This window comes from Corynebacterium sp. ACRPZ (genome assembly GCF_022346205.1).
GTDB lineage: Bacteria > Actinomycetota > Actinomycetes > Mycobacteriales > Mycobacteriaceae > Corynebacterium > Corynebacterium lehmanniae.
The window spans coordinates 41,609-63,478 of sequence record NZ_JAKRMR010000011.1 but is presented as its reverse complement, the minus strand read 5'-3'; the positions used below and the strand labels follow the sequence as shown (position 1 = coordinate 63,478).

At 66.5% G+C, this 21,870-nt stretch carries 23 protein-coding genes; 5 read left to right on the top strand and 18 right to left on the bottom strand.

The annotated features are described in order from the left end of the window. Window positions 1–6 precede the first annotated feature (6 nt). The 10 genes from MHX64_RS08585 to dacB form a co-directional block, all read right to left on the bottom strand. Window positions 7–474: a DUF3180 domain-containing protein gene (locus MHX64_RS08585; protein WP_181889081.1), complete on the bottom strand. Its 468-nt coding sequence runs from the start codon at window positions 472–474 to the stop codon at window positions 7–9. Then, on the bottom strand, window positions 471–929 hold the full coding sequence (folK, locus tag MHX64_RS08580) for a 2-amino-4-hydroxy-6-hydroxymethyldihydropteridine diphosphokinase (RefSeq protein ID WP_239357123.1): 459 nt from the start codon (window positions 927–929) through the stop codon (window positions 471–473). The genes MHX64_RS08585 and folK overlap by 4 nt, the downstream gene beginning before the upstream one ends. Window positions 930–932: 3 nt before the next feature. Further along, entirely contained in the window at window positions 933–1,304 is a 372-nt protein-coding gene (folB, locus tag MHX64_RS08575) for a dihydroneopterin aldolase (RefSeq protein WP_239306357.1), read from the bottom strand. Further along, window positions 1,297–2,139 (bottom strand): dihydropteroate synthase, encoded by an 843-nt coding sequence (folP, locus tag MHX64_RS08570; RefSeq protein ID WP_239357121.1) that lies wholly within the window; start codon window positions 2,137–2,139, stop codon window positions 1,297–1,299. The genes folB and folP overlap by 8 nt, the downstream gene beginning before the upstream one ends. A gap of 3 nt (window positions 2,140–2,142) precedes the next feature. Next, window positions 2,143–2,718: a GTP cyclohydrolase I FolE gene (folE, locus tag MHX64_RS08565; protein WP_239306355.1), complete on the bottom strand. Its 576-nt coding sequence runs from the start codon at window positions 2,716–2,718 to the stop codon at window positions 2,143–2,145. After that, window positions 2,711–5,023 (bottom strand): ATP-dependent zinc metalloprotease FtsH, encoded by a 2,313-nt coding sequence (gene ftsH / locus MHX64_RS08560; RefSeq protein ID WP_239306354.1) that lies wholly within the window; start codon window positions 5,021–5,023, stop codon window positions 2,711–2,713. The genes folE and ftsH overlap by 8 nt, the downstream gene beginning before the upstream one ends. A gap of 11 nt (window positions 5,024–5,034) precedes the next feature. After that, window positions 5,035–5,634, bottom strand: coding sequence for a hypoxanthine phosphoribosyltransferase (hpt, locus tag MHX64_RS08555; RefSeq protein WP_239306353.1), 600 nt, complete (start codon window positions 5,632–5,634; stop codon window positions 5,035–5,037). A 131-nt stretch (window positions 5,635–5,765) separates the two neighbouring features. Further along, window positions 5,766–5,930, bottom strand: coding sequence for a hypothetical protein (locus tag MHX64_RS08550; RefSeq protein WP_239306352.1), 165 nt, complete (start codon window positions 5,928–5,930; stop codon window positions 5,766–5,768). 237 nt (window positions 5,931–6,167) lie between these two features. After that, a complete protein-coding gene (tilS, locus tag MHX64_RS08545) occupies window positions 6,168–7,070 on the bottom strand; it encodes a tRNA lysidine(34) synthetase TilS (RefSeq protein ID WP_239357119.1) in 903 nt (300 codons plus the stop codon). Continuing rightward, on the bottom strand, window positions 7,070–8,323 hold the full coding sequence (dacB, locus tag MHX64_RS08540; RefSeq protein WP_239357117.1) for a D-alanyl-D-alanine carboxypeptidase/D-alanyl-D-alanine-endopeptidase: 1,254 nt from the start codon (window positions 8,321–8,323) through the stop codon (window positions 7,070–7,072). Before dacB ends, tilS begins: the two co-directional genes overlap by 1 nt. 61 nt (window positions 8,324–8,384) lie before the next feature. Here dacB and MHX64_RS08535 point away from each other — a divergent pair, with 61 nt between their 5' ends. Then, the gene (locus MHX64_RS08535) at window positions 8,385–8,918 is read left to right on the top strand and encodes an inorganic diphosphatase (protein ID WP_239357115.1); all 534 of its coding nucleotides are present in this window, start codon (window positions 8,385–8,387) and stop codon (window positions 8,916–8,918) included. A gap of 65 nt (window positions 8,919–8,983) precedes the next feature. Here the strand turns inward: MHX64_RS08535 and MHX64_RS08530 are convergent, their stop codons facing one another. The 4 genes from MHX64_RS08530 to MHX64_RS08515 form a co-directional block, all read right to left on the bottom strand. Further along, entirely contained in the window at window positions 8,984–9,916 is a 933-nt protein-coding gene (locus tag MHX64_RS08530; RefSeq protein WP_239357113.1) for a zinc-dependent metalloprotease family protein, read from the bottom strand. A 45-nt stretch (window positions 9,917–9,961) separates the two neighbouring features. Next, window positions 9,962–10,789: a hypothetical protein gene (locus MHX64_RS08525; protein WP_239306347.1), complete on the bottom strand. Its 828-nt coding sequence runs from the start codon at window positions 10,787–10,789 to the stop codon at window positions 9,962–9,964. A gap of 246 nt (window positions 10,790–11,035) precedes the next feature. Next, window positions 11,036–11,908: a hypothetical protein gene (locus tag MHX64_RS08520; protein WP_239357112.1), complete on the bottom strand. Its 873-nt coding sequence runs from the start codon at window positions 11,906–11,908 to the stop codon at window positions 11,036–11,038. Between the two features lie 155 nt (window positions 11,909–12,063). Next, window positions 12,064–12,759: a hypothetical protein gene (locus MHX64_RS08515; RefSeq protein ID WP_239357110.1), complete on the bottom strand. Its 696-nt coding sequence runs from the start codon at window positions 12,757–12,759 to the stop codon at window positions 12,064–12,066. Window positions 12,760–12,778: 19 nt separating this feature from the next. Here MHX64_RS08515 and MHX64_RS08510 point away from each other — a divergent pair, with 19 nt between their 5' ends. From MHX64_RS08510 to MHX64_RS08500, 3 genes are all read left to right on the top strand, one after another. Continuing rightward, window positions 12,779–13,075, top strand: coding sequence for a rhodanese-like domain-containing protein (locus tag MHX64_RS08510; RefSeq protein WP_181889094.1), 297 nt, complete (start codon window positions 12,779–12,781; stop codon window positions 13,073–13,075). A 55-nt stretch (window positions 13,076–13,130) separates the two neighbouring features. Next, window positions 13,131–13,568, top strand: a complete 438-nt coding sequence (locus tag MHX64_RS08505; RefSeq protein WP_239357109.1) for a MarR family winged helix-turn-helix transcriptional regulator — start codon at window positions 13,131–13,133, stop codon at window positions 13,566–13,568. 73 nt (window positions 13,569–13,641) lie between these two features. Beyond that, on the top strand, window positions 13,642–17,436 hold the full coding sequence (locus MHX64_RS08500; protein WP_239357108.1) for a Pls/PosA family non-ribosomal peptide synthetase: 3,795 nt from the start codon (window positions 13,642–13,644) through the stop codon (window positions 17,434–17,436). A gap of 759 nt (window positions 17,437–18,195) precedes the next feature. On the opposite strand, the gene MHX64_RS08495 is transcribed toward MHX64_RS08500, so the two are convergent. The 4 genes from MHX64_RS08495 to MHX64_RS08480 all read right to left on the bottom strand — a co-directional run bounded on the left by MHX64_RS08495 (window position 18,196) and on the right by MHX64_RS08480 (window position 21,302). Next, complete coding sequence (locus MHX64_RS08495; RefSeq protein WP_194560669.1) at window positions 18,196–19,080, bottom strand: hypothetical protein; 885 nt, start codon at window positions 19,078–19,080, stop codon at window positions 18,196–18,198. A 135-nt stretch (window positions 19,081–19,215) separates the two neighbouring features. Then, window positions 19,216–19,947, bottom strand: coding sequence for a hypothetical protein (locus MHX64_RS08490; protein WP_239357107.1), 732 nt, complete (start codon window positions 19,945–19,947; stop codon window positions 19,216–19,218). An 84-nt stretch (window positions 19,948–20,031) separates the two neighbouring features. Then, the gene (locus tag MHX64_RS08485) at window positions 20,032–20,709 is read right to left on the bottom strand and encodes a hypothetical protein (RefSeq protein ID WP_239357106.1); all 678 of its coding nucleotides are present in this window, start codon (window positions 20,707–20,709) and stop codon (window positions 20,032–20,034) included. 83 nt (window positions 20,710–20,792) lie between these two features. Then, window positions 20,793–21,302 carry a hypothetical protein gene (locus tag MHX64_RS08480; RefSeq protein ID WP_239357105.1) on the bottom strand — a complete coding sequence of 170 codons (510 nt, stop codon included), beginning with the start codon at window positions 21,300–21,302 and terminating at the stop codon, window positions 20,793–20,795. A gap of 244 nt (window positions 21,303–21,546) precedes the next feature. Between MHX64_RS08480 and MHX64_RS08475 the strand changes: the two genes are divergently transcribed. Continuing rightward, window positions 21,547–21,870 (top strand): helix-turn-helix transcriptional regulator, encoded by a 324-nt coding sequence (locus tag MHX64_RS08475; RefSeq protein ID WP_181889102.1) that lies wholly within the window; start codon window positions 21,547–21,549, stop codon window positions 21,868–21,870.

Genomic DNA, 21,870 nt, shown 5'->3' with positions numbered 1-21,870 from the left:
AACACTCTAGCTAACGCCTTGGCCCTCGTTGGGCGGCGACACCTCGCAGTTTTTCTCCAGCCAGATTCCGGCCGCGCACAGGGCTAGTCCGCCCAGGGTGCCGGCGACCAGCGGTGGGACGTCGCCAGGTGCTGCCTCGAGCACGCCGAGTTTGGTCACCACGTAGCTCAGCGTGCCGCCGTACATGCCGCCGAACACCGCGCCGGCCCAGGCGCTCGCCTTGCCAAAGACCATGAAGTTCGCCGCCTGCATGGGGTTGAGCTGGCTGCGGTCCAGCCCAACTTTGCCCTCCTTGCGCCGCTTTCGCACCACGAGCGCGAGCCACGCGGCGATCACGGCCATCACCCACAGCGACAGCGGCACCACCATGCTCAAGGATTCCAGCAGGTTGTAGAACCTTCGCACCAAAATCACCGCTGCGGCGGCGAAGAACCCGGCGACCGCGATCAACCCCTCGTACGGCGTGCGCTTCATAGCTTGCGCACCCCCTGGTCCTCGAAGTTTTCGAGCAGCTCGCTTATCGACGCTCCGTTGAGCACCGCACCCGGATCCACCTCGAACCAGGGCTCGAGCACGAACTGGCGTAGGTGAGCCCGCGGGTGCGGCACGGTCAGCTCCGGGTCGTCCGATGTGTAGCCCTCAATCCAGATGATGTCCACGTCCAGCGTGCGCGGGCCCCACCGCTCCTCGCGGACGCGGTGCGCGCGCTGCTCCAGCTCCTGGCAGCGGGCCAAAAGTTCGTGCGGGGTGTCGTCCACGTCCACCAGCAGGGACTGGTTGAGAAAGTCCGGCTGGTTGGTGTTTCCCCACGGCGCGGTGGCGTAGATGGAGCTCGCGGCGAGGGTTTCGCGGGCGAACTCCTCGGCCACCGTTTGCAGGTGGGCGCGCGCGTCACCCATGTTGGACCCGGAGGACAGCACGGCACGCATTGGCTACATCCGCTTCCGGGAGCGGCGGGCGACCACCGAGACGTCGTCCAACACGGCCGGAATCGGCGCGTGCGGCTTGTGCAGGGTGACCTCCACGGCGTGCAGCGCGTCGTAGCTGCGCATGGCGGTTTCGGCGATCTCCACCACCACCGTCTCAATCAGCTGGCGCGGGGTGCCGGTGGCGATCTTTAAAGCCGCGTCCGCCAGCTCGGCGTAGTTGACGGTTTGCGTGAGGTCGTCGTCGCGCGCCGCGCCGGCGAAATCCAGCCAGCAAGTGATGTCCAGCGAAAACGCCTGCCCGAACTCGGTTTCGTGCTCGAGCACGCCATGGTTGGCGTGGAACTTGAGGCCTTTCAGTTCGATCCGGTCAGCCATTTTTCCACCTTTCCGCCACGTCAACGGCGTCGCGCGAGACCGCCACCTCGTGCACCCGCACGCACCAGGCCCCGGCCTGGGCTGCAAGTGCGGTGACTGCTGCGGTGGCGGGGTCGGCGTCGATAGGCGAATGCTCCAGGCCGCGCTGTTGGCGGATTTCCATGAGGAAGCGCTTGCGCGACGCGCCGACGAGGATGGGGAATCCGCTGGCGATGAACTCCGGCAGCGAGTTCAGCAGCGCCCAGTTGTCGGCGGCCGTCTTGGCAAAGCCCAGGCCCGGGTCCAGGGTGATCTGGCTTTCGTCCACGCCGGCGGCGGTCGCCTTATCGACGAGCTCCGCCAACACCTCGTGCACATCCCCCACTACATCGCCGCCGTGGTCCGCCGCGCCGGAGGCGTTGACGAAGGCGTCCGCGCGCCAATGCATCAGGCACACCGGGAGTTTCGTCTCCGCCATCACGCGGTACATGTTTTCGTCCGCGAGGCCGCCGGAGACGTCGTTGATCAGATCCACGCCCTCCTCGGCCGCGGCCAGCGCGGTCGCGGCGCGCATGGTGTCGACGGAGGTGCGGATCCCGTCCGCGTGCAGCGCGCGGATCACGGGCCGGACGCGCTCCGCTTCCACCTCGGCGGGGACGCGGGTGGCGCCGGGGCGGGTGGATTCCGCGCCGACGTCGATGATGTCCGCGCCCAGGCGCACCAGCTCGTGGGCGTGCGCGATGGCGTCGTCGACGGCGAGCCACTTGCCGCCGTCCGAAAACGAATCCTCCGTGACGTTGACAATGCCCATCACGCTCGTGCGCCCCGGCACGGTCAGATCGGCAACGGTAGTCATCTTCTATCCCCTAATCAGGCTCAGCACTTCCGCGCGCGAAGCCGCATTGTTCTGGAAACCGCCGCGCACCGCCGAGGTGGTGGTGGTCGCGCCCGGCTTGCGGATCCCGCGCATGGCCATGCACAGGTGCTCGCACTCGATGACCACGATAACCGCAGAAGCATTGAGCTTCTCGACGATCGCGTCCGCAATCTGCGCCGTCAACCGCTCCTGCACCTGTGGACGCTTCGCGTACATGTCCGCCACCCGCGCCAGCTTGGACAGGCCGGTGACCTTGCCCTCCGGGCCGGGGATGTAGCCGATGTGCGCCACGCCGTAGAACGGCACCAGGTGGTGCTCGCAGGTGGAGTAGATCGGGATGTCGCGCACCAGCACCAGCTCGCGGTGGTTCTCGGAGAACGACTTCTCCAGGTGCACCTTCGGGTCCTCGTGCAGGCCCGCGAAGACCTCCTCGTAGGCGCGCGCGACGCGGGCCGGGGTTTCCACCAGGCCCTCACGGTCCGGGTCCTCCCCGACCGCGATGAGCAGCTCGCGCACCGCGGCCTCAGCGCGCTCGCGGTCGAACTTCGGGTTAGTCATCGTCCCTCCTGTGCTTCGGCGCGCGTTCCTCGCGCGGCAGCTGGGTGGTCTCCGCATCCGGCGTCGTCTCCGGCTCCGGGCCGCGCGAGGCGTGGTCCGGGCGCTCGTTCTCCGGCAGGCGGAAGCCGATCTGCTCTGTGTTTTCCGCCGGGTAGTTGCGGGTGCCCGGGTGCTGCTGCTTCGGCGCTCCCTTGTACGTCCAGCCCTCCGGCGGCTTCGGGCCGCCGTACTGCGGCTCGTTGGGTTTCGGCTGCTGCCAGCGGGTGGAGCCCTTCTTCGGCACCGGATTCTGCTCCGCCTCGCGTTCCTTGCGGCGGCGCTCGCGGGTGGCCTTGGACGCCTCCAGGATGGAGAAGCGCTTCGGCGGCTCCTCGCCGCGCTCCTTGGCAATCTCCACCGGAGTCTTCACCGGCTCGCGGTCAGCCTGGCGCCCGAAGCGCGCGTCGTGCGCCGGCAGCGGCGGCCGGACCGGCTCGACGGTGTCGAAGATGGCCTCCAGATCGCCGCGGCGCAGCGTTTCCTTCTCCAGGAGCTTCGAGGCCAGTGTGTCCAGCTCGTCGCGGTAGCGCTCGAGGGTGGCGTAGGCGACCTTGTGCGCTTCGTCGAGAAGCATCTGCATCTCCTCGTCGATCTTCGCGGCCACCGCCGGCGAGTACTCCAGCGAGCCGCCGGAGCCGCGGCCGGAGAAGGGATCGCCCTGCTCCTGGCCGTACTTCACCGCGCCGAGCGCGGAGGTCATGCCGTACTCGGTGACCATCGCACGCGCGATCTTGGTCGCCTGCTCGATGTCGTTCGACGCGCCAGTGGTCGGCGCGCCGAAGACCAGCTCCTCGGCGGAGCGGCCGCCCATGGCAAAGACCATGCGGGCGAACAGCTCGTCGCGGGTGTACATGCCCTTGTCGTCCTCGTCGGCAGTCATGGCGAAGCCGCCGGTGCGGCCGCGGGCGAGGATAGTCACCTTGTACACGCGCTCAATGTCTTTCAGCGCCCAGGCGGCCAGGGTGTGTCCGCCCTCGTGGTAGGCGGTGACCTTCTTCTCGTGCTCGGAAATGACCTTGCTGGAGCGGCGCGGGCCGCCGATGACGCGGTCCGTCGCCTCCTCCAGCGCGTCCGCGGTAATGACGTTGCCGCCGATGCGGGCGGTCAGCAGCGCGGCTTCGTTGAGCACGTTGGCCAGATCGGCGCCGGACATGCCGGCGGTGCGCTTGGCCAGGGCATCGAGCGAGACGTCGTCTGCAAGCGGCTTGTTCTTGGCGTGCACCTTGAGAATCTGCGCGCGGCCGGCCAGGTCCGGGTTGGTCACCGGGATCTGGCGGTCGAAGCGGCCGGGGCGCAGCAGCGCCGGGTCCAGGATGTCCGGGCGGTTCGTCGCCGCGATGAGGATGACGCCCTCGCGGCCGGAGAAGCCGTCCATCTCCACCAGCAGCTGGTTCAGGGTCTGCTCGCGCTCGTCGTGGCCGCCGCCCATGCCGGAGCCACGTTGGCGGCCCACCGCGTCGATCTCGTCGACGAAGATGATGCACGGGCTGTTCTCGCGCGCCTGCTTGAACAGGTCGCGCACGCGGGAGGCGCCCACGCCGACGAACATTTCCACGAAGTCGGAGCCGGAGATGGTGTAAAACGGCACGCCAGCCTCGCCGGCGACGGCACGGGCGAGCAGCGTTTTACCGGTGCCGGGCGGGCCGTAGAGCAGCACGCCGCGCGGGATCTTCGCGCCGAGTTCCTCGTACACGGTCGGGTCGGTGAGGAAGTCCACCACCTCGTGCAGCTCGTCCACCGCCTCGTCGGCGCCGGCGACGTCCGCGAACGTGTTGGTCGGGTTGTCCTTGGTCAGCTGCTTCGCCTTCGAGCCGCCGATGCCGAACGGCCCGCCGCCGCCCGCCTGCATGCGGTACATGAAGTAGAAGATCAGGCCGAACACCAGGACCATCGGCAGCATGAAGCCGAGCATGGACATCAGGAAGGATTCCTGCGTCACGTTCGTCTCGTACTTGTCCGCGCCGGATTCGCGCACCGCGCCGAAGATCTCCGGGGTGGTGCGAGCCGGGTACTGCGCGGAGATTGCCTCGACGCCCTCGCGTTCGTCCACGGTGATCGGCTCGCGCAGGTCGATGCGCACGCGCTGCTCGCGGTCGTCGATCTGCACTTCTTCAGCGTTGTGGTTCTGCAGCTGCTCGATGGCAACAGACGTGTCCACGCGCTGGTAGGCGCGGGAATCGTCCCCGATCAGCGTGAGCAGGTAGAGGACGATCAACGCGATGGCGCCGATGATGCCCCACCGCAAAACCTTGTTATTTTTGCTCATAAACCTTTGTTCTAGTCAGCGTCTGAGTACACGCGCGGGTGCAGCGTGCCCACATACGGCAGGTCCCTGTAACGCTCGGCGTAATCCAGGCCGTAGCCGATGACAAACTCGTTGGGAATGTCGAAACCGATGTCCAGCAGATCAATCTTCGCCGTCTGCACATCGGGCTTGCGCAGAAGAGTAACGACTTCGAGGCTCTTCGGGTTCCGGTTACGCAGATTGCGCAGCAGCCAGGACAGGGTCAGCCCGGAGTCAATGATGTCTTCCACCACGAGCACGTCGCGGCCGGCGATCTCCTTGTCCAGGTCTTTCAGGATGCGCACCACGCCGGAGCTGGTGGTGGAGTTGCCATACGAGGACACGGCCATGAACTCCATCTCCGCCGGGATGGACAGCTTGCGCGCGAAGTCGGTGAGGAAGAACACCGCCCCTTTGAGCACGCAGACCAAGATCAGGTCTTCTTCCGAGTCGCGGTACTTTTCCGAGACCATGTCCGCCAGCTCCTGGATGCGCTCCTGGAGCACGTCTTCCGGGATCAGGATCGCCTCGACATCATCGCCGTAGCGGTTCGCTGGGACATTGAAGTCCTTCTTGTCGTGCAACTCGGTCATGGGCTGGCCCTTCCCTCTCGCGGTTCTAGCGCTTCAGTTTGCGTTTACGTGCGCGTAACTTCCACATCTTGCCACCTGCCAGGCGGTAGGTACAACCATCTGCGGGGTTCGGGTCAGCTAAAACGTTCCGATCAGTTCAGCTCGGTCTCGTCGCGGCTTAGCACCGCGTCATCGAAGAGCCCGTCGCAGTCTTCAAGGATGCCACCCTCAATGCCATGCGCAGCTTGAAATTCCCGAAGACGGCGAACCGCATCGCTATTTCCCGAATCAAAGACCTGCGTTGCCACCTTGTCCATGCAGCACCTCCTGTATGCAAGCAGACCATATACACGGCGGGGTTAGTCCACAATGGTCAATTTTCCTTTTCGAAGCACCGTTGCAAATTTTTGAGCAACCATGCGATGATCGCGTGCAGGAACTCCGAGAGAGACTCCGTTGGTTCACGACCAAGATTTCCACGAAAGAGGGAGACTCGGGTTCGATTCCCGGCCCACCTTGGTGGTGTAGCTCAGTGGCAGAGCCCCTCTTTACTTTTATCCACTGTGGAACTCCCCCAAAATAGCCAGCTGTCCGCCCTCACGCACCACTGCGCGCCCGCCCGCGACAGCAACGGGTCCTTGCCCGCGCCAATCGACGACCAAGGCTTCCACCGCGTCGAGCTGGTCCCCTTGCACCGGCACGCCTTCCTCCAAGAGCCATGCTGCTAATCGACGCCTCCGGACCGGCTCCGCATCCGCCTTCAACTCCGCACAGCAGGTAGTCGGCGCGAGGTCGGTCAGCGACGCGATCAGGGCCTGGTCCGCCGCGATCCGGTCCGCGGTGGCCGCGAGCGCGGGGACGGCGTCGCCGCCGAGAAGCTCGCTGAGCAGGGGCAACACCTGGTTGCGCATCGCCACGCGGCGGAAGGCCGGGTCCGCGTTCATCGGGTCGTGCCACGGATCGAGGCCGAGCTCCCCGCAGGCGCCGACGGTGTCCGCGCGGCGGATGCCCAGAAACGGCCGGACGATGCGCCCATTGCGCGGAGCCATGCCGGACGGGTTGCCGCGCAGCGCGCCAAGCAGGAGCGTTTCCGCCTGGTCGTCGGCGGTGTGGCCGACCCAGACATCACTCCCGTACGCCAGCAGGGCCTCGTACCTGGCGCTGCGCGCGGCCGCCTCCAGGTTGCCCTCGCCCACCTCGACGCGGACGACTTCGGCTGCGAGGCCGAAAGCTTTGACTGTCTGTACCGCCCGTTCCGCCACCGCGTTGGAACCGTCCTGGAGGCCGTGGTCCACCACCACGCAGCGGACGTCCTTCTTCTCTGCCGCTGCCGCGGCGGCCAAGGCGAGCGAGTCGGGCCCGCCGGACAGGCCGATGATGGCGGGGGCGTCGAAGGGGCGGAGTGCTCGTCGGCAGGCAAGGAAGTGCGGCGAGCGGCGCGGCCAGAATGGGTCCATCAGAACTCGCGCAGTGCGGAGGTGAACTCGTCCATGGCGCGGCGCGCGGCGAGGACGTCGGCGTCGTTGCAGATCAGGGCGAACGTGTAGACGTTGCCGTTCACACTGGTCACGGTGCCGGCCAGCGACGCGGTGCCGTCGAGTGTGCCCGTTTTCGCGCGCACCCAGCCGCGGCCCGCGAGGTCGCTGTAGCGGTCCAGGAGCGTGCCCTCGCCGGCGGCCACGGGCAGCGCGGACAGCAGAGGACGCAGCGCGGGCTGGGCGGTGGCGTCGTACAGCAGCGCGTCCAAAAGCTTCGGCGCGATGCGGTTGTCCGCGGACAGCCCGGAGTTGTCGTGCAGGACGAGCCCGGCGGTGTTGAAGCCGCGCTCCTCCAGCACGCTCTGGGTCGCGCCCGGCGCGTCCGTGGTGCCGCGCGCCAGCGCCACTTCGCGCCCGATGGCTTCGGCGTAGACGTTGTCGGAGTTTTTCATCATCAGCTCGAGCCGCTCCACCAGCGTCGGCGACTCCACCGCGGCGACAACCTCGCCGTCGCCCTGGCCTTCACCGACGTTCTGCGCGCCGACGCGCTCCGCCAGCGCCTGCGCCACCTCGAGCGCCGGGGTGTGGGAGCGGGGCACGTCGCCGGAGGTCTCGCCGTTTAACCGCCCGCCGGACAGCATCGCGGGCTGCAGGGGCGCGACGAACCCGCCGTCGATGTCCAACGGGTCCCAGCCCGGCATGAGCTCCGGCATGCCGTCCCAGGCGGAGGTGTCGATGAGCACCGTGCCGGCCTCCCCCACCTGCGCCGCGAGCTCATCCAGAGCTTCACTGTTCAGCCACACGTCGCCTGCCGCCTTGATCACTACTTCCCCCGGGTTCGCACCGCGCACCACCTCCGTGGTGATGCGGTCCTGTGCGCCCAGGCTCAGCAGCGCCGCCGACGCGGTGAGCACCTTGGTCACACTCGCCGGCTTCAGTGCCTCGTCGGAGGCGCGGTCGAACACCGCCTCGCCGGTGCCCGCCTGCGTGACGTGGCCGTGGAACACGCCCAGGTCAGGGTTGTCGGCAAGCGATGCCAGGGTCGTTCGCAGTGAAGTGTCGTCGATAGGCGAAGGCACCGCAGGCTCCAACACAGACGGGGCGGACTGCAGCTGGTACGGCGGCGCGTGCGTGATCTCGGAGAGCTGCTCGTGCGCCGCGATGCCGAAGCCTGCGACACCGCCGACCGCAGCGAGCGCGACGGCGCCTGCGACCCAAGTCCATACCTTCATCGGCCAAAATGGTAGCCGAAGTATGATGGCGTGCAGACATTCACCGAACAAAGGAGAAGTAATGGCTATCGAGGTCATCATCGAGATCCCCAAGGGTTCCCGCAACAAGTACGAGGTCGACCACGAGACCGGTCGCGTCTTCCTCGACCGCTACCTGTTCACCCCGATGGCGTACCCGGCGGACTACGGCTTCATCGACAACACCCTTGCCGACGACGGCGACCCGCTCGACGCACTCGTGATCACCCCGGAGCCCGTCTTCCCGGGTGTGACCGTGATCGCGCGCCCGATCGGCGTGTTCAAGATGACCGACGAGGCCGGCGGCGACGACAAGCTGCTCTGCGTCATCGACGACGTGCGCTACGAGTCCTACCAGGACATCTCCGACGTCTCCGACTTTGTCAAGGACGAGATCGAGCACTTCTTCGTGCACTACAAGGACCTCGAGCCGAACAAGGAAGTCTCCGGTTCCGGCTGGGGCGACAAGGCCGAGGCGGAGAAGATCCTGCAGGCCGCACTCGACGAGTTCAAGCGCGTCGGCGACAACTCCCGCGAGAGCCTCGAGGAAGACAAGGAAGCCAAGACCGTCAACTAACTTGCTTATCGACGGCTAAAGCCGGGCCCGCATTCTCGCGTCGGCCCGGCTTTTGTTTTGCGCTGCTAGAACCAGCTGCGCATGAACGCGAGACCGAGGCCGATCGCGGAGATCGCGGCCGCGGCCACCGGCAGAATGATCGCCAGCGGCGAGACGCGCTTCGGCTGCTCGGGGGTGGGCTCCGGCGCGACCGTGGTTTCGATGACGGTCGTGCGTCGCTCGGTGGGCGTTTCGCTAGTCGTGGGCTGCGTCTTCGGCTCCCACGCCACCGTCGTCCGGATCGGAGTCGGTGCGACCTCGATGGTCGTGGAGTTGCGCTCGCCGACCCACTCGTAGACGTTGCCGTTGTTCGTCGGGGTGGGCTCAGGGGTGGGGGTAGCGGTAGTCGTCGATAGGCGAGCTGCCCGCAGGTCGTTCGCCTGGATGAGCACCTGGGCATCCAGCGGCTGCGGGGTTTTGGCCACCTTGCCGCGGTTGGTGCCGTCCTTCATCAGCGCGCCGTCGCAGGAGTGCGCCAGGCCCATGGCGTGGCCGAGCTCGTGCGCGATGGTCATGACCAGGCTCTCGTAGTAGCCGCTGCGCAGAATGTCCGGGTTGAGCAAAAGCTCCATGTTGTTCACGTTGCCCTGCACGCGGCCGACGACGTAGCCGCCCAGGTTGGCCTCCCGCACGGTGACCACCTTGTAGCCGGGCTGGTCCACGTACTCGAAGCGCATCAGGCCGCCGGTGGCGCTGACCCACTGGTCCGTGGCCTGGGTGATGTACGGCTTGTACTTCGTCGGCGCGAAGATGCGCAGGACGCCGTTGTCGATGGCGTTCTCGTTGCCGCTGAGTAGGTAGTTGCCGATGTTCGGGATCGGCTGGCCCATGTTCGCCGCTGCGGTGGCGGCGCGGCACTCCCGACCAATCGGGTCGACGGCGGCCTGGGCCGGGGTGGCGATCGTGCCTGCCGCGACGGCGGCGGCACAGCAGGATGCGAGCAGATGTCTATAATTCACCAACTCAGAGAACACCATTCTCCAAGCTGGCGCAAATCTGCGCGGCTAGATCAGGCGGCGGCGGGCGAACGCGAAGAAGCCTGCGCCCAGTGCGCTTGCCAGCGCAAGCGCGAACAGCGCGCGGGCGACGGTGTTGGAACCAGTCTCCGCTTCCAGGCCACGGGCGGGTGCGGCGTACGGGGATGCGATCTCGTCGTTGACGGCAGCCTCTACAGCCTCGCCTGCAGCACGCGCGGCCTCAAGCCCCTGACGACCGATCTCGCCAGCGTTGGCCTGGATCATCGCCTCGGATTCCGCAGTCTCCTCCGGGGTGACGTCCGCGTTGACGCGGGTGACATCGGCGACGAAGGTGTGGCCGTCCTTGTTCAGGAAGTACGTCTTGCCGTCCAGCGTGAGCACCGGCGGGAACTTCACCAGGCCGTGGGCGACGGGGTTGTCGTCGGCGGGATCCACGTCCTCGGCGCCGAGCGGCTCCTCCGGCGCGTTTTCCGGAGATGGGACGGGCGCTTCGGTGGGCGTTTCGGCGGGCGTTTCGGTGGCTTCCGTAGCTTCCGGGTCGGTCGGCACCGGCTCGCCCGTCGGCTGGTCGGCGGGCTGGTCCCGAATCACACCGGAGCCGATCAAACCTGCGACCGCGGCATCCGCGACCGCGACCGCGCGCTCCTGCTGGCCGCTGTCCAGCTGCGCATACGGCTGCGCCGCCTCCTGGAGCGTGCGCACGTAGTGGGAGCCCTCCTCGTTGAGGAAGTACTGCTCGCCGCGTGCGTCGGCGGTCTCGGCCGGCAGATCCTGCGCGGTTGCGGCGACCGGCACAGCGAGCAGAGCTGCGGCGGCAGCAGTTGCGACAGCGGCGGCGCGGGTGGTGCGGTTCATGACGGACTCCTAGGAAGTTCGGGGAAGCTCGAGGGGTCAAACCTCAAGCGTTGGTTGAGAGTTTACACACTTTGCCCCCATTTTTCACTCCAGTAACAGCTGTTTTCTTCCTGCTTGGGACTAACCAGACCTCAGCAGCAAACCAGACCTCAGCGGCGGGCGCGACCAGGGGTTTTAGATACGCAAAACGCTTGAGGTCTGGTTACGCGAAAGTAACCAGACCTCAAGCGAAGAAGAGGGGGTCGCCTAGACCAGGAAGCGGCGGCCAGCCACGAACGCGGCAGCGCCCAGCACGGAAGCGATCACCAGCGCGAACAGGGTGCGCACGAGCGTGTTGGAGCCGGTCTCAGCCTCGACGCCACGGTTAGCGGCGGCAGCGACCTGCTGCGCTGCGATCTCGTCGGCGTGCTCAGCGCGGAGCTGGTCGGACTTCTCCTTCTCCTCCGGGGTCGGCTGCTGGTTCACGCGCTCGGAGGAGCCGACCAGGGTCTCGCCGTCCTGGTTGAGGAAGTAGGTCACGCCAGCGATGACGACCGGGATGCCGATCGCAGCGGCTGCGATGCCCGCGATCGCGCCCGGGGACAGCTCGGCGTTGGCCTCGCCAGCTGCACCGTTGGAGCTGCCCGCGCCAGCGCCGGCGCCGCCCAGGTTTGCATCCACAGTTGCGGAGACGGTGGTGTCCGTACCCGCCGGCACCGTAAGCGTGGTCGCGGTGGAAGTGGAGGTTGCAGTAGCGGCAGCCTCGCCGGTCGCCTTCGGCGCCGGGGCCTGGGGAGTGGTGGTGGTGGACTCAGCGGCCGGCTCGGCCTTCCCCAGCACGATCGTCTCACCGGAGCCGTCCGCAAGGGTGGCGACAATGTCACCGTTGTCTGCCAGGGAAACCTCCGCGGCGTTCTCTGCGCCGGCCGGGGTGGTTGCGGCCCCCTTGTATTCGCCGTTGACCAGCTCGTAGTACGTGCCGTTCGGGGCAACGATGACGGCCGGGAAACGAGCCTCGATAGCCTTCGTGGCGATCTCGGTCGGGTCGATGGCGGTCTGGGCGTCGGCGGCGGGGGTCACGGAAATTGCGATCGCGCCGGCCATTGCGGCTGCGGCGAGCGTGCGGACGGTGCGCTTCATTGGGGCTCCTATCGGGAAAGTCTAAACCTCAGGTCGAAGGTTACGCCACAACAGTAAACACGTTTCACACAAGTCTCAACTAAAACTTCAGACTTTTTGGACAACACCTGTAAAGCCGCAGGTCAAACCCCGCAAAAGAGACGCAAAAATCTTGACTACCGCGGCTCGAAGGCCGTCTCAACCTCGTCATCGGTCGCCGTTCCGGCCAGCTGCCACCCCACCACGGCGTTGCGCACGCTGTCCGCCAGCAGGTTCGCCGGCTGGATGCAGGAAATGGTCAGCAGCCGCCCCGGCATCGGCCCCGTCCCCCAGATCTCCGCGTTGCCCGCCAGCGCGCCCTTGTCCGGATCGTGCAGGTCGGTCGCGGTGTACTTCAGCCAGTCGTCGCCCGAGGCTTCCGTGCGCAGGAACAGCGTGTCGCCTTTGGCTACGGTGTGGCGTTCGGCTTTGCCGTCGTAAAGCTTGTTAAACACCGCATCCACGCCCGCGCCGGTATGCCCCGCCACGACCACGATGTCGCCGGCGTCCGTGCCCGGCAGCTCGTACGGGTAGCCCTCCCCCGTCAGCGCGCACGCCTTATCCATGCTTTTCGGGTCGATCTTGCCGTCCACCACGCGGCAATCCGCCTGCTCGAACCCGGCGCGCAGCCCCAGCACCGGCACCACCATCTCCACCGGTCGCCCCTGCGCGATCGAAGCAGCAGCTTGCCGACGGGGCTCCGCCGACACCGACGTCTCCGGTGCTGCCGCTGGGGGGTCCGAAGGTTCGTCGTGAAGCAGTGCCTTGAAACTTGCGCGCACCAGAAGGAACAGAATCAGCAGTGCGACGATGCGGCGGACGTGGTACTTCACGGCAGTTATCATACGAGCCATGAAGGAAGTTTCCGTAGATAAAGTCCCCGCAGGCGCGCAGCTTATCGACGTGCGCGAGCCCGACGAGTACGCCGCCGTCCGCGCCGAGGGCGCCGTGAACATCCCCCTGTCCGAGTTCGTCGCACGCACCGACGAGATCGACCCAGAGCGCGACATTTACCTGATCTGCAAGTCCGGCGGCCGCAGCGCGCAAGCCGGCGAATACCTGGAGCAGGCCCGCGGCTGGGACAACGTCATCAACGTCGCCGGCGGCACCACAGCCTGGGTCGAACAAGGCCTGCCCCACCAGAATTAGGCAGTCTTAGGCGTTCCCAATTGTTGGGCGCCTAAACATAGTTATGATGAAGGCCATGCCCACGCTCCCCGAACTGCCGTCCGCACTGGCCAAGTCCCCCCACTTCCAGGTCGAACGCGTGCGCAGACACACCAAAGACGAGGTCGAGCGCACCCTGGCCAAGCACGACTCCACCATGCGCGAGTACTGGATCCTCACGTGCGTGGACGGGGAGCCGATGAGTCAGCGCCAGCTGTCGGAGCTGCTCACCATCGACGCGTCCGACATGGTCCGCCTCATCGACAACCTGGAGAACAACAACTGGGTCACCCGCGAGCGCGACCCGAAGGACCGACGCCGCCAGATCGTCGCCGCCACCAAGAAAGGCACCAAGGTGCTGGCGAAACTTGCCGCGGACGTGGCTGAGGCGGAGGACCGCGCGCTGGAGGCGTCTTCCAACAAGCAGCTGAAGAGCCTGCGCAAGCTCTCCCAGGCGCTGGACGGCGACGACTAGAACGTGGGCGGGCGCAAATAGTTGGCGTTTCCCATAATTTGCGGTTTTTCGTTGCGCTATTAGCCTTATCCGCATGTCTCAGCCCGACAACCCCCTCCTTCGCAGCCACCTGGCCCCGCCGGAGCGGACGCTCATCGACGTCCTCACGGCTACCGCCGCCGAGCACCCCGATGCCGCCGCCATCGACGACGGCGGCGCGAACTCCGCCGACGACGGCGTGCTCACCTACGCCGAACTGGTGGAGGAAATCGAGCGCCGCGCCGCCGACATGCGCAAGATGGGCGTGCGTGATGGGGGCCGCGTGGGGGTCCGGATGACATCGGGAAGCAGGGAGCTCTACCTTGCGATCCTGTCCACGATGCGCGCGGGCTGCGCGTACGTGCCGGTGGACGCGGACGACCCGGACGAGCGCGCGGAGACCGTCTTCGGCGAGGCGGACGTGGACGCGATCTGGACCGACGACGGGCTGCGCGTGCTCAAGCCTGCGCAGCCGGCCCCGTTGGGCGAGGTCACCCCGGACCACGACTGCTGGATCATCTTCACCTCCGGCTCCACAGGAAAACCGAAAGGTGTGGCGGTAACGCACCGCTCCGCGGCCGCGTTCGTGGACGCGGAGGCGCGCCTGTTCTGCCAGGACAACCCGCTCGGCCCGGACGACCGCGTGCTGGCCGGCCTGTCCGTGGCCTTCGACGCGTCCTGCGAGGAGATGTGGCTGGCCTGGGGCCACGGCGCCTGCCTGGTGCCGGCCCCGCGCGCGCTGGTGCGCTCCGGCCAGGACTTAGGCCCGTGGCTGATCCGCCGCGACATCACCGTCGTGTCCACGGTGCCGACGCTGGCCGGACTGTGGCCGAAGGAGGCGCTGGACAACATCCGCCTGCTCATCGTGGGCGGCGAGGCCTGCTCGCAGGAGCTGACCGACCGCCTGGCGGACGGCCGCGAGATGTGGAACACCTACGGCCCCACCGAGGCGACCGTGGTGGCCAGCGCGAAGCAGCTGTTTCCCGGTGAGGCGGTGACCATCGGTTGGCCGCTGGACGGCTGGGACCTCGCAGTCGCCGAAGACGGGGAGCTCATCATCGGCGGCGTGGGCCTGGCCCGCTACCTGGATCCGGAGAAGGACGCGGAGAAGTACGCCCCGATGGGCGACTGGGAGCGCGCGTACCGCACCGGCGACCACGTCAAGCTCACGGACAACGGCCTTGCCTTTATCGGCCGCGCGGACGACCAGGTGAAGATCGGCGGGCGCCGCATCGAGCTGGGCGAGGTGGAGGCCAACGTCGCCGCGCTCGAGGGCGTGTACAACTCGGCCGTGGCGGTGCAGACCCTGCCGTCGGGCGACAAGGTGCTGGTGGGCTACGTCTCCCCCAACGACGGCACCGAGCTGGACGTTCCGCACATGCGCGAGCGCCTCGCCGAGGTTATGCCGGCGGCGCTGGTGCCGCGCCTGCACGTCATGGACGAGCTGCCGATCCGCACCTCCGGCAAGGTGGACAAGAAGGCCCTGCCGTGGCCGCTGCCCGCCAGCGTGGACGCGGTCGGCCTGACCGAGACTGAAACGTGGGTGGCCGAGCAGTGGGTCGAGGTCCTCGGCCTGGACGTGCCGGGACGCGACGCGGACTTCTTCGAGCTCGGCGGCTCGTCGCTCGCGGCCGCCGCGCTGATCACCCGCCTGCGCGAGCGCGTGCCCACCATCGCGGTGCGCGACCTCTACGACCACCCCAGGCTAGAAACGCTTGCTTCGCTTATCGACGAGCTCACGCTTTCCAACCGCACCGCCAAGCGCGAACGCGAAGTAGAGCCCGTCGGCGCCGGCACCCGCGTGGCGCAGAGTTTGGCCCTGGTGCCGGTGATGACGTTGAAGGCAGCCACGGCGGTGACCTGGGTGGCCATCGCGGCGAACCTGCTGGGCCTGACCGAGCTGAGCTGGCCCTGGCTCGCCGCCGCGTTCGTGGTGCTGTGCACCCCGTTCGGGCGCATCCCGATCGGCGCGCTGGGCGCCCGACTGATCCGCGGGCGGGTGAAGCCCGGCGTGTACACACGCGGCGGCGCGCAGCACGTGCGGCTGTGGGCGGCCGAGCGCTGGCTGGTCGCCTCCGGCGCGCTGAACATCTCCAGCGCCAACGCCGCGAAGATCACCGCCCGCATGTTGGGTGCCAAGATCGGCAAGGGTGTGGACATGCACGCGTTCGCGCCGGTGACGGGCCTGCTCACGGTCGGCGAGGGCTCCGCCATCGAGCCGGAGGTGGACCTGTCGGGCGTGTGGCTCGACGGCGACGAATTCCACGTCGGCGAGGTGTCCATTGGCGCAGAGGCCCGCGTCGGCGCGCGCTCCACGCTCATGCCCGGCACCGAGATCCGCAACGGCGCGCACGTGGAGGCGGGCTCCACGGTCACCGGCCGCAAACCTGTGAAGAAGCGCTCGCGCTGGGCGGGCTCGCCCGCGCGCAAGGTGGGCCGCTCCAAGCACCGCTTCCCCGACGAGCGCCCGCCGCGTCGCCCGCTGTGGGCGCTCGGCTACGGCCTGACGTCGCTGTTCCTCGCGCTGCTGCCGGCTGCGGCCGGTGTCGCCGGCGCCGCCGCGACGGTGGGGCTGGCTCACATTGCGCATACCTCGTCGGTGTGGGGCCTTCTCGTGTTCGCCCCGGTCGGCGGACTCGTCTACATCGGTTGCGGTTTGCTGTTGACGTGGCTGGCCGTGAGGGTGGCGTCGATAGGCGTAAAGCCCGGCGTGTTCCCGGTGCGCAGCGTGCACGGCTGGGCGCTGTGGACCGTGACCAGGCTTATGGACGACGCCCGCACCCGCTACTTCCCCATCTACGCAGGCCTGGCCACCCCGGTGTGGCTGCGGTCGCTGGGCGCGCAGATCGGCGAGCGCGCCGAGGTGTCCACCGCCGTGATGGTGCCGAAGCTGACCGAGGTGCGCGACGGGGCATTCCTTGCCGACGACACGATGGTCGGCACCTACGAACTCGGCGACGGCTGGATCCGCACCGACCACACCGTGGTGGGCAAGCGCTCCTTCGTGGGCAACTCCGGCATGGTCGCGCCCGGCCGCAAGCTGGCGAAACAGTCGCTGGTGGCGGTGCTGTCCGCGTCGCCGAAAAAGTCCAAGGCGGGCTCGAACTGGTGGGGCTCGCCGCCGGAGCGCATGCGCCGCGTCGAGGTGGAGGCCGCCGGCGAGGCGACCTACAAGCCGTCCGCGTCGCTGATGCGCAAGCGCGGGTTTGTGGAGACGCTGCGCCTGCTCGCACCCATGACACAGGCCGTGCTGGCGGCGGTGTTCGCCGCTGTTGTGGTGACGCTTCTGGAGCGCTTCGGCTTCTGGACGTACCTCCTCGGCGGCCTGGTGTGGATGGCCGTGGGCGCGCTGGCCGTGGCCTCCGCCGTGGTGGCGAAGTGGGTGCTGGTCGGGCGGCACCGCGCGGGTGAGCACCCGCTGTACTCCTGGTTTGTGTGGCTCAACGAGCTGCAGGACCAGTTCGTCGAAGTTGTCGCCGCGCCGTGGTTCTTCAACTGGGCCTCCGGCGCCGGCGAGATGAACCTGGCGCTACGCGCGCTCGGTGTGCGCGTGGGCCGCGGCGCGTGGATCGAGTCCTACTGGTTCCCGGAGACGGACCTGTGCGTGGTGGGCCGCGGCGCGTCGGTCGGCCCGGGCACGGTGGTGCAGACGCACCTGTTCCAGGACCGCGTGATGTCGCTGGACACGGTGTCGATCCTGGAATCCGCGACGCTGGCCGCGCACTCGGTGTCCCTGCCGGGGTCCGCGATCGGCACCGGCGCGACGGTGGGGCCGGGCTCGCTGGTCATGCGTGGCGACGAGGTGCCGGCCATGACCGTGTGGCAGGGCAACCCCGTGGAGCCACAGTAGGGGTTTACGGCGCGGTTTCGTCCGCGGTCACCGCTCCCGAAACTCATCGGTTTGCCGAACGGGCTTTCTGCATCGAACAACTTCTGAAGTTTCGTTGTCTCAGCTGACCCCTCCAGAATCCGCTGCACTTGGCGAAAGTCCTCTTCGGAGAGGAAAATCTGCTTCTCTTCCATCGCTGCCTCCTGTGTATGACAGTTTGTACACGTTCCATGGCCGGTCATGGTCCTTGGCTGTGCGGAGGTTGCCTTCCCCCAGACATACTTTCCTATCCCGGAACGGCGCAGGCGTCCTTTCAAGGTTAAAAGCAAACCTCGAACGCCTGCTTGTTGGGTAAAACCACTGCAGCGGAGGTTCCTCCTGCTCCTCAAACCATTCCAGTTTCGATCCCGCGAATCGGTCGGAGTACGTCATCTCAGCTGCGGCTCTAATCAATCGATCCCAATCGGTGTCTCCAGTCGATTGTGGAGCAGAGTGCGCGAGCAAGAACTCTTCGTCTTCGGGTATATCTCGGATGTCAGAGACCACCCGTTTGAGAACCCGAACAGCGAAAGACGGGTCGTTCTCGGTCTGAATTTCGTTGCGCAACCAGTCCGCGAACTTGGGATACGAATAGTGCCGTTCCACAACCACACCTCCTTCCACCGAGGTCAATCAACCTAATGAGCAACAGATTACTTGGCTGGGCAAGCGAAGGCCCCGCCTTGCGACGAATCGCAAAGCGGGGCCGACGATCTCAGAGCACTTCGGCGCTATAGAGCCTTAGACCGTCTCGCGGCGGCTGAAGGCGTAGCCCGCAGCGCCCACGATGGACAGGATCAGCAGCGCGACCAGGCCAGCGGGCAGCTCTGCCACACCGGTGGAGGCGTTCATGCCGCGCTCGCCGTTCGCTGTGGCGGCGTTGCCGGCACCGTTCGCTGCGGCGCCAGCGTTGCCAGTGCCTGCGTTACCTGCGGCCGGGGCGCCACCGTTGGCCTCGACCTGCTGGGCGATCTCCTCGCCGTGGTCCTTCTTCACCTGGTCGGACTCGGCCTTCTCCTCCGGGGAGGCAGGCTGGTCGACGCGGTTCGGGTCCTTGACCAGGTCGCCGTCCTTGTTCACGAAGTACTGCACACCGGCGATGATCAGGCCCAGGCCGGCGAGTGCACCCAGGGAGCCGAGCACGATCGCGGCAGTGTTGTCCTTGGTGGTCGGCGTGGCGGTGGCAGTGGCGGTACCGGTCGCGGTCTCCGTCGCAGTTGCCGTCGCGGTGCCGGTGGCAGTGCCCTCAGTGCCCGCGGCAGCGCCCGAGTCGCCCGCCGTTGCCGTTTCCGTGGCCGTCGCGGTGGCAGTGGCGGTTTCGGTCTCGGTCGCAGCCTGCTCATTCGTGCCCAGGGAGTTCGACGAGGCCGGCTCCGAGCCCTCCGGGGCGCCCGGAAGCAGCTGGTCGTTGGGGTTTTCCGGAGCGTTGCCGGTCGCCTGCGCGGCGCCGTCGCCAGTGCCGTTGCCGAAGATGCCCGTATCGGCATCGTTCGGGCTGTCGGTGGCCTGCTGCACGCCGTCGTCGAGCTTCGGCGCGTTGCTCTCCTGAGCACCCGCAGTCGGGATTACGCCAGCACCAAGTGCGGCGGCGGTCGTCAGTGCGATTGCAGTCTTGTTCAAACGCATTGTCTGCTCCTTCACTTTCGGTTGTTTATCCCACCCACCTAATGCATCGGCCAGGTGGCGCGGTTACGTTACAACCGGACCCTCCACACACCCTGTCAGAACGGTACAAAATACCCGCACGGCGGGGCCCAAAAGCTATCCCCGAGGGATAGAGGGGGCGGGTTCAGCGGAACCGTCGATAGGCCCGGCGACACCTGCAAACTGCCAGCCCACAACCGCATTTCGCACCGACTGCTGGTAGAACGGCGGCTGGATGCAACTGATTGTCAGCAACCTGCCAGGGGTGGGGCCGTCACCCCAGATGGAGGTATCGCTGCTTAGTGACGCTTTCACCGGATCGTGAAAGTCCGTCGCCGTGTACTTCAGCCACGCCTCGCCGGAGGCCTCGGTGCGCAGGTACAGCACATCGCCGGCGCGGACGGTGTGGTGGTCGGCGGAGCCGTCGTAAAGCTTGTCGAAGACTGCCTCCACCCCGGAACCTGTGTGACCCGCGATGACCACAATGTCCTCGGCCTGCGAGCCCGGCAGCGCGTACGGGCGGTCGGGTGAGGTGTACGCGCACGCGAGGTCGAGCGTGGCCGGGTCGATGGTGCCGTCGTGCGCGCGACAATCATTCGGCTCGAAGTCCGCGACCAGGCCAATTGCGGGAATGTACATCTCCAGCGGGCGACTGTCCGCGATGTACGGCGCCTCCTGCTGCGGCGCCGGCGCGGGGGCCTCGGCGGCGGGCGGCTCGGGCGCGGGTTCGTCGGCCGGCTGGTCGTTGCCGGTCCACCACAGGTAGACGAGGGCCAGCAGCGTGACGACGACCAAAGGTCCAATCACGGACCTGCCGCGCCGTGACGCGTGGGAATGGCGAGCCGCCATGACAGGCCTCCTTCCCGGTTCGGTGTGGGTGCGATCGTAGTGCGCGGGATGAGAGGCCGGAAACCTAGGGCGGTTGTGTTCTTTTTATCGTCCAAGTGGCATCTCGGTCTGGAGCGGCGGTGGTACCGGGATGACCCCCTGGGGCCGTAAACGTCTCATCTCTTGCAGCGCCTCGCCCCAATGCGTCTGATCAAGGGGCATCCAATTTTCAACCTCGGACAGGTACGAGCTGGAGAGGATCTTGTTTACCCCAGCGCGTTCAGACTTTGTCAGCTCTCGTTTCGCCTCAGTTCTATCCGCGCACGCGAGTAAGGCGAGCGCATCTTGGACATGACGCTCCCGGTTCGCATCGGGGAGCCGCAGGGCATGGCCCTTCATCGCAAGGGCGGACCAGGCGTTAGGCAACCTGACCGTATGTGCCGCGCTGACCGGAACCTCAAGCACGTCTTTCGGCGTGCCGCTTGCAAGTCGCCCGAGCGCTGACTTGGAACCAGGGCATTTCACAACGTTGTATCCACGCCATCGGTCGGGCGTGCGGTCGCTGTCGATTCCCATCACGTCCACTTGGGGCCCCTCTTGGTGACGAAACTGGTGGAGAAACCCTTCCCGCCTCAGTGGCGTGATTTGCTCGTACCCTCCCTTCTCCAGCGCTTCCGCCACGCCGACCAGCGTCGAATGGTTCATCGGATCAACGACGACGTCCACGTCTTCCGTGGATCTTCCGTAGCCAACATCATTTAAGGTGCAATGCAGCTGGGTCATTGCCCCACCTACGAGCAACCAGTCCTCACCATCCAACACAGCTGCGACCTGGTGTAGCCCGGGGTACACGCCGCCCACCATGCCTATGCCGCGCTCGCCGCGTTCTCTCTGATGTATGTCCGGACTGCACCTTGCACACGTGCTCCCCCAAGCATGTAGGCATCTGCGAGCGCTTGCTTTTCTGAGCAATCTGGCTCTCTGACGAGGACACCTACGCGCGATGTCTGATCGCTCAGCCCTAAAATTCCTGCGTTGATGAGGTCCCTCAAACCAGCTGCCTGAACGTACCTCCGACCCCCTGGGGCAAGCCCCAACGCACTGGCATCCAACAGTCCGAGTTCAGCCGGGAGCAGCCGATCAGCGTGGTTGAAGTACTCCGCTTCAACAAAGCCGATATCCCGAGCAACGAAAGCCTGATCCGTACCGAAAAACTCAACAAACTCGTCGGACACATAGCGCGCCAACGCTTGGGCAAGCATGAGATTGACAGTCCCCTGCTCATCCAGAGCCACGCAACCGCTTTCAACGACACGCGCGATCTCATCGAAATCAGAGCGAAAGTAGTCGGCAGCCTGCGCTAACGTAACCCTCATCTCGCTTGCCCTCCTTTCTGGCCTCTCGGCTCAAGTGGAACTCAGCTTAAACGCTTGAGCTGCGTCTTTCTAGTCCCCTACTGCTGCACCCACCGCGGAATCAAGCGGTCCGGCGCGGGGCTTCGGCGGTGGGAGGCTCGAGCGCGGGCGCGTCAGTGCCGGCCCGAAGCATGCTAGCCGTTGCCCCAGGCGGTCAACTTCTGTACCATAAATGATACAAACCGTGACAAGAAGGGGGAGTCCTGTGAGCGATACATTCAACGCACTGCTGCGGGCACAAACAGAGAAGGACCCAGCGTTCGCTGAAGTCTATGAGCGTGAGCTGAAACGGATCCAAACCTACGACCGGATCGTCAACACGATTGAGGAGCACCGCGAAAATCTGGGGCTCACCAAAAAGCGCATGGCTCAAGATTCCGGCATCCCCTACTCTTCCGTTCGCCGGTTGCTTACCTCGTCTGGGCGTGAAGTGAATCCAACTGTTGGCACGCTCGCAGATTTGGCAGCATCTGTAAATCTACGTCTCACGCTAGAGCCTGATGCTGAACGCTTGGAAACACATTCGTAG

Bases quoted from the DNA above. Each gene is read 5' to 3' on its own strand.
- MHX64_RS08585 (WP_181889081.1), bottom strand. From the start codon at position 474: ATGAAGCGCACGCCGTACGAGGGGTTGATCGCGGTCGCCGGGTTCTTC.
- folK (WP_239357123.1), bottom strand. From the start codon at position 929: ATGCGTGCCGTGCTGTCCTCCGGGTCCAACATGGGTGACGCGCGCGCC.
- folB (WP_239306357.1), bottom strand. From the start codon at position 1,304: ATGGCTGACCGGATCGAACTGAAAGGCCTCAAGTTCCACGCCAACCAT.
- folP (WP_239357121.1), bottom strand. From the start codon at position 2,139: ATGACTACCGTTGCCGATCTGACCGTGCCGGGGCGCACGAGCGTGATG.
- folE (WP_239306355.1), bottom strand. From the start codon at position 2,718: ATGACTAACCCGAAGTTCGACCGCGAGCGCGCTGAGGCCGCGGTGCGC.
- ftsH (WP_239306354.1), bottom strand. From the start codon at position 5,023: ATGAGCAAAAATAACAAGGTTTTGCGGTGGGGCATCATCGGCGCCATC.
- hpt (WP_239306353.1), bottom strand. From the start codon at position 5,634: ATGACCGAGTTGCACGACAAGAAGGACTTCAATGTCCCAGCGAACCGC.
- MHX64_RS08550 (WP_239306352.1), bottom strand. From the start codon at position 5,930: ATGGACAAGGTGGCAACGCAGGTCTTTGATTCGGGAAATAGCGATGCG.
- tilS (WP_239357119.1), bottom strand. From the start codon at position 7,070: ATGGACCCATTCTGGCCGCGCCGCTCGCCGCACTTCCTTGCCTGCCGA.
- dacB (WP_239357117.1), bottom strand. From the start codon at position 8,323: ATGAAGGTATGGACTTGGGTCGCAGGCGCCGTCGCGCTCGCTGCGGTC.
- MHX64_RS08535 (WP_239357115.1), top strand. From the start codon at position 8,385: ATGGCTATCGAGGTCATCATCGAGATCCCCAAGGGTTCCCGCAACAAG.
- MHX64_RS08525 (WP_239306347.1), bottom strand. From the start codon at position 10,789: ATGAACCGCACCACCCGCGCCGCCGCTGTCGCAACTGCTGCCGCCGCA.
- MHX64_RS08520 (WP_239357112.1), bottom strand. From the start codon at position 11,908: ATGAAGCGCACCGTCCGCACGCTCGCCGCAGCCGCAATGGCCGGCGCG.
- MHX64_RS08510 (WP_181889094.1), top strand. From the start codon at position 12,779: ATGAAGGAAGTTTCCGTAGATAAAGTCCCCGCAGGCGCGCAGCTTATC.
- MHX64_RS08505 (WP_239357109.1), top strand. From the start codon at position 13,131: ATGCCCACGCTCCCCGAACTGCCGTCCGCACTGGCCAAGTCCCCCCAC.
- MHX64_RS08500 (WP_239357108.1), top strand. From the start codon at position 13,642: ATGTCTCAGCCCGACAACCCCCTCCTTCGCAGCCACCTGGCCCCGCCG.
- MHX64_RS08495 (WP_194560669.1), bottom strand. From the start codon at position 19,080: ATGCGTTTGAACAAGACTGCAATCGCACTGACGACCGCCGCCGCACTT.
- MHX64_RS08490 (WP_239357107.1), bottom strand. From the start codon at position 19,947: ATGGCGGCTCGCCATTCCCACGCGTCACGGCGCGGCAGGTCCGTGATT.
- MHX64_RS08485 (WP_239357106.1), bottom strand. From the start codon at position 20,709: ATGACCCAGCTGCATTGCACCTTAAATGATGTTGGCTACGGAAGATCC.
- MHX64_RS08480 (WP_239357105.1), bottom strand. From the start codon at position 21,302: ATGAGGGTTACGTTAGCGCAGGCTGCCGACTACTTTCGCTCTGATTTC.